The organism is Paenibacillus thalictri (assembly GCF_004307995.1).
Taxonomy (GTDB): domain Bacteria; phylum Bacillota; class Bacilli; order Paenibacillales; family NBRC-103111; genus Paenibacillus_AF; species Paenibacillus_AF thalictri.
This window is the reverse complement of record NZ_SIRE01000049.1, coordinates 1-12578: the sequence shown is the minus strand read 5'-3', so window position 1 is coordinate 12578 and position 12578 is coordinate 1. Positions and strand designations below refer to the sequence as shown.

General features: G+C 51.2%; 16 protein-coding genes. 8 read left to right on the top strand and 8 right to left on the bottom strand.

Features of this window, described 5'->3' with window-relative positions; translation table 11 throughout:
- Positions 1-14: 14 nt before the first annotated feature.
- A complete protein-coding gene (locus EYB31_RS38720) occupies positions 15-866 on the top strand; it encodes an ATP-binding cassette domain-containing protein (protein WP_165452838.1) in 852 nt (283 codons plus the stop codon).
- 144 nt (positions 867-1010) lie between these two features.
- Here EYB31_RS38720 and EYB31_RS38715 read toward each other — a convergent pair whose 3' ends face one another.
- From EYB31_RS38715 to EYB31_RS38700, 4 genes are all read right to left on the bottom strand, one after another.
- Positions 1011-1343 carry a hypothetical protein gene (locus EYB31_RS38715; RefSeq protein ID WP_131018954.1) on the bottom strand — a complete coding sequence of 111 codons (333 nt, stop codon included), beginning with the start codon at positions 1341-1343 and terminating at the stop codon, positions 1011-1013.
- Between the two features lie 26 nt (positions 1344-1369).
- Entirely contained in the window at positions 1370-1585 is a 216-nt protein-coding gene (locus EYB31_RS38710) for a hypothetical protein (protein ID WP_131018953.1), read from the bottom strand.
- Between the two features lie 292 nt (positions 1586-1877).
- Entirely contained in the window at positions 1878-2687 is an 810-nt protein-coding gene (locus EYB31_RS38705) for a YitT family protein (RefSeq protein ID WP_131018952.1), read from the bottom strand.
- Between the two features lie 115 nt (positions 2688-2802).
- The gene (locus EYB31_RS38700) at positions 2803-3705 is read right to left on the bottom strand and encodes a helix-turn-helix domain-containing protein (RefSeq protein WP_131018951.1); all 903 of its coding nucleotides are present in this window, start codon (positions 3703-3705) and stop codon (positions 2803-2805) included.
- Between the two features lie 213 nt (positions 3706-3918).
- Here EYB31_RS38700 and EYB31_RS38695 point away from each other — a divergent pair, with 213 nt between their 5' ends.
- Positions 3919-4653 (top strand): ThuA domain-containing protein, encoded by a 735-nt coding sequence (locus tag EYB31_RS38695; protein ID WP_131018950.1) that lies wholly within the window; start codon positions 3919-3921, stop codon positions 4651-4653.
- Positions 4654-4866: 213 nt separating this feature from the next.
- Here EYB31_RS38695 and EYB31_RS40550 read toward each other — a convergent pair whose 3' ends face one another.
- The gene (locus EYB31_RS40550; RefSeq protein ID WP_165452837.1) at positions 4867-5370 is read right to left on the bottom strand and encodes a hypothetical protein; all 504 of its coding nucleotides are present in this window, start codon (positions 5368-5370) and stop codon (positions 4867-4869) included.
- A 232-nt stretch (positions 5371-5602) separates the two neighbouring features.
- Between EYB31_RS40550 and EYB31_RS38680 the strand changes: the two genes are divergently transcribed.
- The 6 genes from EYB31_RS38680 to rlmD all read left to right on the top strand — a co-directional run bounded on the left by EYB31_RS38680 (position 5603) and on the right by rlmD (position 10523).
- On the top strand, positions 5603-5893 hold the full coding sequence (locus EYB31_RS38680) for a YerC/YecD family TrpR-related protein (RefSeq protein WP_131018948.1): 291 nt from the start codon (positions 5603-5605) through the stop codon (positions 5891-5893).
- A gap of 357 nt (positions 5894-6250) precedes the next feature.
- The gene (locus EYB31_RS38675; protein WP_165452836.1) at positions 6251-6610 is read left to right on the top strand and encodes a hypothetical protein; all 360 of its coding nucleotides are present in this window, start codon (positions 6251-6253) and stop codon (positions 6608-6610) included.
- Between the two features lie 52 nt (positions 6611-6662).
- On the top strand, positions 6663-7427 hold the full coding sequence (locus EYB31_RS38670) for a sirohydrochlorin chelatase (protein WP_131018946.1): 765 nt from the start codon (positions 6663-6665) through the stop codon (positions 7425-7427).
- A 25-nt stretch (positions 7428-7452) separates the two neighbouring features.
- Positions 7453-8364, top strand: a complete 912-nt coding sequence (locus EYB31_RS38665; protein WP_131018945.1) for a diacylglycerol kinase — start codon at positions 7453-7455, stop codon at positions 8362-8364.
- A gap of 153 nt (positions 8365-8517) precedes the next feature.
- Positions 8518-8751: a hypothetical protein gene (locus EYB31_RS38660; RefSeq protein ID WP_131018944.1), complete on the top strand. Its 234-nt coding sequence runs from the start codon at positions 8518-8520 to the stop codon at positions 8749-8751.
- A gap of 227 nt (positions 8752-8978) precedes the next feature.
- Entirely contained in the window at positions 8979-10523 is a 1545-nt protein-coding gene (rlmD, locus tag EYB31_RS38655) for a 23S rRNA (uracil(1939)-C(5))-methyltransferase RlmD (RefSeq protein WP_131018970.1), read from the top strand.
- Between the two features lie 156 nt (positions 10524-10679).
- On the opposite strand, the gene EYB31_RS38650 is transcribed toward rlmD, so the two are convergent.
- The 3 genes from EYB31_RS38650 to EYB31_RS38640 all read right to left on the bottom strand — a co-directional run bounded on the left by EYB31_RS38650 (position 10680) and on the right by EYB31_RS38640 (position 12446).
- Positions 10680-11903 (bottom strand): tyrosine-type recombinase/integrase, encoded by a 1224-nt coding sequence (locus EYB31_RS38650; RefSeq protein WP_131018943.1) that lies wholly within the window; start codon positions 11901-11903, stop codon positions 10680-10682.
- Positions 11903-12130: a hypothetical protein gene (locus tag EYB31_RS38645; protein ID WP_131018942.1), complete on the bottom strand. Its 228-nt coding sequence runs from the start codon at positions 12128-12130 to the stop codon at positions 11903-11905. The genes EYB31_RS38650 and EYB31_RS38645 overlap by 1 nt, the downstream gene beginning before the upstream one ends.
- Before the next feature lie 169 nt (positions 12131-12299).
- Positions 12300-12446, bottom strand: a complete 147-nt coding sequence (locus EYB31_RS38640) for a helix-turn-helix domain-containing protein (protein ID WP_276322140.1) — start codon at positions 12444-12446, stop codon at positions 12300-12302.
- Positions 12447-12578: the final 132 nt, after the last annotated feature.

Below are 12578 nucleotides of genomic sequence, written 5' to 3'. Positions count from 1 at the left end.
GGAAAACGTCGGTTTTGCTAATAATTAAGCCGGATTGGCTGCTGAAGAAAGCGGGGTTATGTATGTTAGCCGCTCAAAATGTGCAAAAATATTATACCCGCCGCCAGCTATTTCAACAGGCTGTAACCACGGCTGCCGTGCATAACGTGACGCTTTGCATCAAACCCGGCGAAACCATCGGTTTGGTCGGAGAAAGCGGCAGCGGCAAAAGCACGCTGGCCCGCTGCATGGCACTGCTGGAACCGGTAACGGGAGGCGCGCTGACCTGGCATGGTCGGGACATTACCCGTGTTTCCGCTAAAGATGCCAGGGAACTGCGGCGAAGTATCCAGCTTATTTTTCAAGATCCGGTGGATGCTATTAATCCAAGGTTGACGGTGGAGCGGATATTAACGGAACCGCTGTATCATTTTGGCATCGGCAGTGTACAGGACCGTAAGGACAAGGCGCGGCAGATCATCGAACGTATCGGCTTGACCGCCGGTCACCTGACCCGGTATCCGGGGGAACTCAGCCGCGGCCAATGCCAGCGGGTTAATATTGCGCGAGCGCTGATGGCGGATCCGCAAATTATGATCTGCGACGAGGTGATCTCGTCGCTGGACGTGTCCACCGGCGCGCAAATTGTGCGGCTGTTATTGGATCTTCAGCAGCAGTCCGGTTACGGGTATTTGTTTATTTCGCATGATCTGGCGAGGGTTGTACAGATCAGCCAGCGCATTGCGGTGATGTACCGCGGGGAACTGGTCGAGCAGCGGGATAGCGCGGGTTTCCATCTGGAGGCCGCACATCCGTATACGCGAAGCCTGATTGAGGCGGTACCGAAGCTGTATACAAGATCTTTGCAGGAGCTGGCATTCACTTGATGCCAGAAAGGGAATACGCTTTTTCGATTAAAAAACCTCCAAGCCGTCTTATTTTGAACTGCCCCTAACTGTTAGATGGGTCTAACAATTGGGGGCAGTTCATTGTTAATTAGACAGGGTGGAGGTTTTGTTTTGGCATTCGGCTTATGGCTGCGGAAGCACATGCATTTCCTCTATGAAATGTTTGGTCTCCGGCGTACCGAGCTCATGCAGGGTAGAGTAAATCATTTGCAGCCCCTCGTCGTAAGTGTCGTTCTCATCGTCGTGATGATAAGAGATCGCCGGATTGTGGGCCCGCCAGAAGGCGTCATGATCCGCCTCCATCGTGGCTTCGAACATTTCGGACAACCTCTCAATATCGTCCGGAGTTGCGATGATCTCAAATTCAAATGAGGCGTCGCCGATGTTATTCATGATTGTGCCGGCTTGAACGGAAACATAATACGTCTTTTTGTTAGTATCTTCGGCAGAATTCATACGCTGCTTATGTTCACATCCTTATCTTAGGGGTAGTAATACATCCAGATCATCGCGCCGATCACTACGACAATTGGAAAAAGGATAATCCCGATTAAAGCGGGATTCGCTGCCACCGGATGCTTAATCACGTCCCCGCTGGCGCTGGAGTCCCGCCTATTCAGGTTTCTGATCTGCGGTACGGCCCAGAACAGCCCAATCACGACGACAGCGATGGCAAGTGTCATCAGTTCATACAGCATAAGTATCTTCTCCTTTGCGGTTCAGATATTCCTTCTATATGTTCTGCCTCCAAATACGGAAATTTATGCAGCGCGGCTGTTTTCTACAGCGGGCTTTGCGGTCAAATGAAAAAGGCCAACCGGACCATTGCCGGCTGACCTCATCATACGCAGCACCATCCAGATTCCCAGACGGTTCTCAAAACGTATTGTGTATAATTATGAAACTGCTCGGTTTAAAAAGGGCACCCCGAAATAGGATCGGACTAATCGGTTTTGAAAGCAAAGCAGTGCCGGTTTTATGGACCGAAAGTCAGTGAATGTCCTTCTTCTTAAAACGGCCGCCCTTCACATCGTGAATGTTGCCGATAGCGAGAAATGCGTTCGGATCGAAGCCGTCGACGATCGATTTGAGCTTCGCTTCCTCCAAGCGGGTAATGACACACCAAATCACTTGCTTGCTGTCGCCGGAAAAACCGCCGGTTCCTTTCAAATACGTTACGCCGCGGCCAAGCCGTTCGACGATGGCGTCTCCGATATCTTTGCTGTGGGCGCTGATAATCCACACTGCTTTGGATTCGTCAAAGCCCTCCAAGGTGATATCGATTAATTTAAAAGCAATGTAATAGGCAATCAGCGAGTACATCGCGTGATCCCAGCCGAACACGAAACCCGCGCTGCCAAGAATGAATATGTTGAAAAACATCACGACTTCGCCCACGGAAAAAGGCATCTTTTTACTGAATAAAATTGCTACGATTTCGGTTCCGTCCAGCGATCCGCCAAACCGGATGACCATACCGACGCCCAGACCTACGATGATGCCGCCAAACACGGCGGAAAGCAGCGGATCAACGGTAGCCGGCGGCACCGAGTGAAGCAGGAACGTGCCGATGGACATAATCATAACCGAATACAGTGTAGAAAAAGCAAAGGTTTTACCAATCTGCTTGTAGCCGACGAACAGAAACGGGAGATTGAATAACAGCAGGAACAGGCCGACGGGCAATCCGCTTAAGTGAGAGGTGATAATGGAGATCCCCACGACCCCTCCGTCAATAATAGCGTTCGGGATTAGAAATTCTTCGAGACCAAGAGCTACAAGTGCGGCCCCAATTGTCATAAACAGAACTCTTCGGACCAAATCGAGCCGGGTCAGTCTTCCGTGAGTCTTCTGTTTTGGGTTGGGCTTGGTATTAGTCACTACTTCTGGCAATGTTCATCTCCCTTTCTTCTCTTTATCTTTGCAGCGCCTCACCCTTCATCTTCAGCTTAAATTCTTTTGGCGAACATTGATTACACCGCTTGAACATTTTGTAGAACTGGGCCATGTTCGGAATGCCGACCGATTCGCCGACCTCTGCGATACTGACATCCCGGGTCAAAATCAGCCGTTCCGCTTTTTTAATCCGCTTGTAATTGACGAAATCGACAAAAGACATGCCCATCACTTTTTTAAAATACTTGATAAAGTAATGGTAGCTCAAATTCAGCATATCGCTCACTTCGCCGATCGAAATTTTGTCGGCCAGGTGCTGTTCGATATATTCAAGCGCAGGCTGCAGCCGGACCAATTCGGTATCGCCAATTGGTCGGATAATATTTTTGCGGTCATTGCGCAAAAGCAGCAGCAGCATGCGTTTGATGAGCGCGCTGATGGCGATTTCATAACCTTTGGCCTTCGTTTGCGTTTCCACTAAAATGTCGGAAATGATGGAGAAGGCGTCCTGGCGTACGGAGGCGTTTTCGCGGAAAATATAATTGAGATCGTTCAGCGGGTAATGCAGTTCGGAAAAACAGCTCATGTAGGGCATGGTGCTTTGGTCAAAATATTGCGCCATGTCGAACTGCAGCACAATGTAGTGAATATCGGCGGGTTCGGCCTTTTTAGTCCGGTGAAGCTGCGACGATCCGAGCAGGATAACATCTCCCGGACCGAGGGTAACCATTTCATCCTTGGAGTTGACGGTGAGGGCTCCTTCCTTGATGGCAAGAAACTCTACTTCTTTATGGTAATGCCAGTTCCACTGTTTGGGTTGACCTGCAAGTCCCGAGCGGTCGGTGATTTCAAATACTTTGATGCAGAGAAGGGGATTTTGATAGTGGATTTTTTCGTTATAGACGGCACTTCCAATTTCCATAGGTATGAGGGCTCCTTTGTTTTCAAAACAGCATAATTGACATTTTTGCATACCCCGGCGATAGCCTACACCTTATTATAACATGCATTGAGGCAAGAAAGGACATTTTTGAATAATGAGCGGGCAACTTTGCGGATGTTTTTTCATCCACCGCCAGAATATACTGATATTGTTGGACTTATAACAATAACGGATGCAAAGGATGATCGATGGATGAGCCAGAAGCTGCGGATCACGATATGGAACGAGTACCGTCACGAGAAGGAAAATGATTTCATTCGAAGCATATACCCTAACGGCCTTCATAGTGCGATCGGCGAAGGCATGGGTGACGATTTCGAGCTCAGCTATGCCACTTTGGACGAGCCGGAACACGGACTTACGGAAGAGAAGCTGAACCATACCGATGTGCTGATCTGGTGGGGCCATAAGGCTCACGGCGAGGTGCAGGATGAGATCGTGGAGCGAGTCCAGCAGCGTGTGCTGCGCGGCATGGGGCTGATCGTGCTGCATTCCGGCCATTTCTCGAAAATTTTCAAAAAACTGATGGGCACTTCCTGCGATTTGAAATGGCGCGAAATCGGCGAGAAGGAACGTCTGTGGGTGATCTCTCCGGGACATCCGATCACGGAAGGTCTCGGCGAATATTTCGAGCTGGAGCATGAGGAGATGTACGGCGAGCATTTCGATATTCCGCAGCCGGATGAGCTTGTCCTGACCAGCTGGTTCGAGGGCGGCGAAGTGTTCCGCAGCGGCTGCTGCTACTTCCGGGGCCAAGGCAAAGTGTTTTATTTCCGTCCGGGTCATGAAACGTATCCGACGTATTATAACGAGAATGTACGGCGGGTCATCCGCAACGCGGCCAAATGGGCGGCTCCGACCGTCAGGGAAACGCCGAAGTACGGTAAAGCGCCAGTTCCGCTGGAACCGGTCAAAGGCGATCAATAAGGAAAGAATGTTTTATAGGGAACAGAACCTGCTTTACAGAAAGAACTCGCTATAAAGAAAAAGGAACTTGCTATACAGAAAAAAGAACCTGCTTTTGCGCGGTGGGAGCTGCATGTCTTCCCGCCGCGTCGAAGCGGTTCTTTTTTTGTCCCGACATTGCTTATCGAGAATTTCCTCGGCCAACGGACTCAGTCCTAATTAATGGGATTTAGGTTAGCGCCGTGGACGGCGTGTGCCGCTGCTGCGTCTTCTTTTGCCGTTGCGTCTGCGGTTGCGATAAGGTCTGGAATCTGACGCACCCGTTGTTTTCGACTTGCCGAACGACCCCATCAGCAGCTTTACCATGGGAGCCATTTGCTGCACGTTGGTGACAATTTTCTGCACCTTGGTCATCGTATTCATGATGCCGTCAATGCCGCCCATCCGGTCGACGACCTGCTTAAGCTGCCCTAGATTAAAGCCGGAGCCCGATTCGCCGCCGGAACCTCCGCCTCCCAAGAGGCCCCCCAGTAAGCCGCCGCCCCCACTGCCGCCGCCTCCTCCGCCCGGCTGGAAGCCGGATTCTACCGGAAATCCGCCGCCTTGATAAAGCTGGGGGGAAAAGTTCGTAACCCCCGGATATCCGCCCATGGGGTATCCATTGATCGGAGCTTCGCTGAAGCTGCGCGTATGTGCAATCATGCCTCGATTGCCGATGATTTGTTTTCCGCTAGTCACGATGTTCACAACCCTTTTTGGATAGTATCAGGATACTTTACTTTATGTCATAGGCATTCGTTTGGTATAGACGATTGTCTCGGGTGAGTAGTTTTTTGTCACGGTCGGTTTACTCCTGCACCGCATAAAAATATTAACGTTTTACAAATCTAAAGGAAGGATTTACGACGTGTATGTCGAATAGTTTAAGAATAAGTCATGAAGTACGAAGTTCACCAAGGGGTTGAATCTTATGCAATTAAAGAAGCTTAATGATAAAGCGATCGATCAGCTTTTTGAAGCGATTTTGACATTAAAGGATATAGAAGAATGTTATGTATTCTTCGACGATTTGTGCACGGTAGGCGAGATCGAGTCGTTGTCACAGCGGCTTGAAGTAGCCCGGATGCTGCGTAAGGGCAACACGTACAACCAAATCGAAGCGGAGACAGGAGCCAGCACGGCGACGATTTCCCGCGTGAAGCGCTGCCTCAACTACGGCAACGACGGCTATAAGTTGGCGCTGGAGCGGCTTAACCGTTAAGCCGGATACGGCAACGACGGGCTTCTAAAGCGCGCGAATCCGAGTCATTATTGCTTGAACCGTGGAGGGGCAGGAACTGTAACCGCATTTCCAACGCGGAACGAATCCCGAGTCCGCGCCCTGACGGCGCATGGCGGCGGTCGAACCCGATGGGCTTCCGGTGAGCGTGATTCCCGAGCACGCGTCCCTGATGCCGCATGGAGTTAGCCTCTTAGGCTTCTGCGCAAATGTACGCAACCTGAAATCCTGCCAGTCCGCTTGCGCGCGGCCGGTGGGATTTTTTTGTGCGGCGGCAGCCGCATGGAGAGCGGCAGATTACATCGCGTAAGGCAGAGCAGGGACGGCTTGGGGTGATGGATGTGGGGGAAGACCACGGATATGCGACGAGTCGCACAGAAATTGGTTGTCTCTCCATCACAGGAGCAAATGGATGCGCAGAGCCATGCAATAGCCGCACAGAAATTGGCAGCCTCTCCATCACAGATGCTGATGAATGCAAGTAAACATCACGGTCATGCAACGCCGGTACGCGCGTTCGGGATACCTGTTTCTTACGGGAATAAACCGCTTCCTAAAAAACGCCGCCTTGGATTGACTTTCGCCCGCGGTTTCGATAGCATGTTAACATCACAAGGAGCAGCCGGTCATGTTCAGGCTTATGCAGGGACATGGAAGCAGACACGGAAAAGCGGCTCTGACCGGGTGGAGCAGCAGTAAGCAACATGCAAGAATAGCGATTTCAGCTTATTTTGCACAGGAGTGATACGATGTGTTGGTATTTGGGGTTCTGGTCATCAGTCACGGTTCGCAAAGCGAAGAATGGGTGCGGCTGGTTGATGAAGCGGTAGCGGGTATGCGGCTGCCGGAGCGGACACCCGTGTTTTCCTCTTTTTTAGAAATTGTTGAAAGACGGTTGATTCAAGACGGTATTGACGCTCTCGAAGCTCAAGGCGTGACCGATATCATCGCCGTGCCGTTGTTCATTTCCTCAGGCAGCACGCATATCGACGAAATCAGCTACGCGCTGGGCGTTATTCCCGAGCCGAAGCTGGCAACCGATATGAAGCCTTTTCGGCTGAATGCGCGAATTCATTTTGCGGATCCGATCGGCGACGATAGCACAATTGCGGAAATTGTATACGACAAACTGAGGCCGTTGTCCTCCGCTCCGGACAAAGAGCTGGTGCTGCTGGTCGGTCATGGCAGTAAAGAGCCGGGTTTTTATGAAAAATGGGCGGACGGGCTTGCCAGCTTGGCTGGAAGGATTCAAGCGCTCGGCGGGTTTGCCGAAGCGGATACGGCGATGCTGCTTCCCGACCAGGCGGGCCAGCGCCTGCAAGATTGGCGCGAGAAGCGGCCGGAACTGCAAGTGATTGTGGCTCCGCTTTTTTTGAGCGAAGGTTATTTTACAAGTCAAGTCGTGCCGGAACGGTTGCAGGGGTATTCGTTTTTATATAATGGGAAAGCGCTGCTGCCCGATGAGCGGATGTCGCGTTGGCTGGAGCAGGCTGTTCTCGGTTTTCTAAATAGATAAAAAACGGGGTAACGGTGATTAGACGATGACGAAACGAGCAAGACTGATATTTAATCCAACCTCCGGACGGGAGGAAATGAGGCGGAGGCTGCCCGACGTACTGCAGAGGCTGGAAAGAGGGGGATTGGAGACGTCCACCCATGCGACCATCGGCGAAGGCGATGCGACGCTGGCGGCGGCGGATGCGATCGAACGGGGATTTGATCTAATTATCGCGGCCGGCGGCGACGGTACGCTGTATGAAGTGATTAACGGGATGGCGGAGAAAGAGAACCGGCCGCCGCTTGGTATTTTGCCGCTGGGCACAACCAACGATTTTGCCCGTGCTCTTGGCATTCCGCGTAACTGGGAGTATGCCTGCGATCTGATTATTCAGCAGCATACAAGGTCGATTGACGTCGGTAAGATGAATCAGCGGTATTTTATCAACATTGCCGGCGGCGGTTCGATGACAGAGCTGACTTATGAAGTGCCAAGCAAGCTGAAAACGATGATCGGACAACTTGCCTATTATATGAAGGGGATCGAAAAGCTGCCGCGGCTGCGCCCGATAGAGCTGTACATCCGGACGGACGAGCACGAACTGCATGAAGAGGTCATGTTGTTCCTGATCGCCAACAGCAATTCGGTCGGCGGGTTTGAGCGGCTGGCCCCGGGAGCGAGCTTAGGCGACGGCCTGTTCGATTGCCTGATCTTGAAGAAATGCAACCTAGCCGAGTTCATTCGGGTCGTTTCGCTTGCTTTGCGCGGCGAACATTTAAGCGATCCGAACGTAATTTATTTCCAAACGCGGTCGATTCAAGTGACCTCCCCGGATTATGTGCAGCTTAATCTGGATGGTGAATTCGGCGGCACGCTGCCATGTTTGTTCACCAATCTGCCTTCGCATTTGCGGGTAATTGTGGACGAGTCGGGGCAATCTTCGTACAAAAATTAAGTGGAAACATTAAGGTGTGTGACATATAAAGCATGAGTAAAATGAAGAAACGGATGAACCGGCCGTCAACCGGTTCCGAATGGTTTGGAGCGAGCGGGCAGGGCGAGCGGGAAGCGGCAAGCAGAGGCGGCGCCTCGACGGGAGCTAGGGCGAGTGCGAAACGCGGGGGAAGCGGAGCCAGCTCGCGGCAGCTGCGTGCCGGAGGCAACGGAGGCGATGCAGCGGCGCGGCAGCGTGATGGAAGCGATGGAAGCGGAAGTTTGCGGCAGCAACGTGCGGGACACGGCGACAACGGTCGAGAAACAGGCCCTTCGAAGCGGCAGCGTGCTGGTAGCGCCGGATTGGGAGCCGATGTATCGCTACGGCAACATGCGGGCCAAAGCGTAAACGCAAGCCAAGGGAGAATCGGAGCTTCTCCAGATGTATTACGCGCGAGTAGCGGGGGCAAGCGGGCTTCTGCAAGGGGGCAGCGCGCGGCGGAGGATAAACCAGGGACAAAAACAAGCGCAGGACAAGCCCAGGCGATCGATGTCGGATATTCTTCTGCAGGAACGAAAGAGATTGTGGAAGGACATGCGGCTTTTTTCCCTGTAGTTAAAAACGGCGACTATGATATGGATATTGTCGGTATCGGGCACGAAGGCGAAGGGGTAGGCCGTGTTAACGGCTTTACCCTTTTTGTACAAGGAGCGCTGCCAAGCGAGCGGGTACGGGTCAAAGTGGTTAAGGTCAAAAAGCAGTACGGCTATGCCAAGCTTCTTGAGGTGCTGCGCCCTAGCCCGGATCGCGTTTCGCCTCCTTGCTCGATCTATAAGCAGTGCGGCGGCTGCCAATTGCAGCATCTCAGCTATGAAGCCCAGCTTAAGGTTAAACGGCAGATGGTCGTGGACAATCTGGAAAGGATCGGGAAGCTGACGGTGGCGAGTGCTGTTGCAGAAAGTGGCGAGTACGGAGCTTCTGTAGTGCCGGGGACTGACGCCAACAATGTTCTGAAGCTTCCTGGTGACAGTCGAGTACAGGCAGATTTAGCGGCTGAGAGGAATGAAGGTTCCGTTTCTGAATCCAATTCCGTTCCATATTCGGTGGGTGGTTCTTCTGCGGATACTTCATCTATGGATCAGGGTATTGTCGTCTATCCAACGCTCGGAATGAGCGACCCGTGGCGTTACCGCAACAAAGCTCAAGTGCCGATTGGCATGGAGGAAGGCGGGCTTGTCGGGGGATTTTATGCACAAAGTAGCCACCGCATCATCGATATGGAAGCGTGCCTGATCCAGCATGAACAGAACGACGCTGTCGTCGCAGCAGTCAAAAGAATCGCACGCGAGTTGAACATCCGCCCTTATAATGAAGAAACGGGTCGTGGGCTACTTCGCCACGTTATGGCGAGACACGGTCTCAATACTGGCGAGATTATGGTTGTGCTCGTAACGAACGGAGAGCAGATTCCGCATTGCGATGAGCTCGTCGGCCTGATTCGCCGTGATGTTCCGGCCGTGCGTAGCATTTGCCAAAATATCAACATAAGGACGACCAACGTCATTTTCGGCGATACGACAAAAGTACTGTGGGGCGAAGAAGTCATCTACGATACGATCGGTGACACGCGCTTCGCGATATCCGCCCGTTCATTCTATCAGGTTAACCCGGTGCAGACCGAAGTGCTGTACAGCAAAGCGCTGGAGTACGCCGGTCTGACCGGCGGCGAAACCGTGATCGATGCCTATTGCGGCATCGGCACGATCTCTTTATTCCTCGCGCGCCATGCTGGCGAGGTGTACGGCGTCGAAATCGTCGAAGAAGCCATCGACGATGCTCGACGAAATGCCGAACTGAACGGCATCCGCAACGTTCAGTTCGAAGCCGGCCCGGCGGAGGAGGTCATCCCCGCCTGGCACCGTGCCGGCGTACGGGCCGACGTCATCGTCGTCGACCCGCCCCGCAAAGGCTGCGACGCCACGCTGCTCGAGACGATTCTCGCGATGCGCCCCGAGCGCGTCGTCTACGTCTCGTGCAACCCGTCCACACTCGCACGCGACCTGCGCATCCTAGAGGATGGCGGCTACTCCACCGCCGCGGTGCAGCCGGTGGATATGTTTCCGCATACAACACACGTTGAAAATGTCGCGTTGCTTGTAAGAAGTGATACAGGATCCTGAAATCCCTTGATCCATAAGGGGTTATAGGGTGATACAGTGGTTCCAGAATTGGTATAACAGGGGCGCTTTTGAGGAGTTGCCGTAAAGTTGCCGTAAAACTGCGTGCAAAAGCAGAATAACGGAGCATAAAGAAAAGGGAAAGACGTTGGGATGACATTACCCTAACGTCTTTTTGTCTGTTTTCTTAGTATCCGAAGTGAACAGATTTTCGAACTTATCAGCAGCGGCTTGATCGGCGGAACGGAGGGCATGACCGTATATGTTCATACTCGTGGTGATTGAGCCATGTCCAAGCCGCTCAGAGATAACCTTTACGTGGACACCTTGATTAATGAGCAGCGTTGCTGATGCGTGACGCAAGCTATGGAAGTTGTTATACCGGAAACCATTCTTTTTTACGAAGTGGCGAAACCAAAGGTAAGGGCGTTCGTGGTGAAAGGCTCTACCATCCTCATGAGCGAACACAAAGAAGTATTCACCGCCTTGCCACGCGTCACCAATTTTATTTCGTTCCTTTACTCGATAAGCGTAATAATCTCGCAATTCCCCCAGCACGGAAAAGGGGAGCGCAATTTTTCGCTTAGAATTTTTTGTCTTAGGGACCTTGACGATCAGTTCGCCTTTTAAAGAAATAGAAACGCTTTGCTGTACGTCGATTACGCCAGTCTTCCAATCAATATGCTTCCATTCTAACCCAAGCAGTTCGCCACGGCGCATCCCTGTGGTCAAAGCCAGTGTTATCATCATCCGCCAGTGGTACGGCTCTTTCTGAAGGGCTTGTAACATGGCTTTTATCTCTTCTTCATCGTAAGGGTTAATTTCCTTATGCGTGACTTTTGGCTTTTTCACTTCCGCCGCTGGATTATCACCTATAATTTTCCACTCAACAGCGCGGGAGAATATGTTTTTTAATACTCTGTGATTCATTTGGATTGTTCCGGACGATAAAGCACCTGCCTTTTTGTCTTTCCGGCTTCCGTCTTTCCCTAACAAACCGAGAAAATCAACAATGTGCAAAGGTTTTATTTGATCGAGTTGCAAATTTCCGAATGCAGGCAAGATGCGGGTATTCAGATTCACCATATACGTGTAGAGGGTTTTTCGTTCAAGCTGATTGTCCGCGTATTTTTCTTTCCATAACTCGACAAATTGACTAAACGTAAGCTTAGCAGGTGCTATGTAACTCCCTGCTTCGATTTCTTCCTTGAATTTAAGCCATTCTTGATCCAAATATGTTTCTAAACGTTTTGGCGCTCGTAAAATGCGTTCGTCTTCCACTATAACTGTTTTTGTGCGCCGGGTATATTTGCCGTCCGCACCGCGTCCAAGGCTTACTGCAAGTTCCCATGAGTTTTTTCCGCGTTGACGATAGTTTGCCATTATGCTTTCCCCCTGTTTTCTTCGAATAACGAAATAATGTTGTCCCGCTCCTGCCGCAATGTTTCGATACGGGTCATAGCGATTTCTCGATCTTTGGCAGTCGTCATGTATCGACTGTTTAAGGATAATTCCTTCGCTAGTGAAAGATGTTCCATGGCGATTTCGATAAGACGTTCACCGAATTCGGAGTGACAGGCAAGCCAAAGAGCTTTTTTGCTGTAATTCATTTTCGATCCGCCTCCTAGCGCAATAATGTTTGGTAGATCATGAGGGTGACAGTTATTTTGAAGGTTCGATAATACAAGCATGAACACTACAAGTGGCAAGCGACTGATCCGCTTGCCACTTGTAGTGTTCAATAATAATTGGGAATAGGTGCTAAACTAAAGAGAGAATTTATGCCTGTTTAAATTCTGAGAATCCACCAGCTAACCATTTTTCAAGTGTCGGCCGATGCAGTAATATTCGACTCCGTGCCTTCATATGCGGCAGTTGCCCGGCTGCGCACATATTATAAATCGTAGTGGTAGATAGACCCGTTATTTTAGCGTGTGAATGTCAATGAAAAAGTTGACCACTGCGCTAATCAAAAAGTTGACCACCCGGGCAAAATGAAAACCACAGCTATGTGGTTAATTTTTTCATGAGCGCAAGGCTTGCATGCTCTGCTTGAAG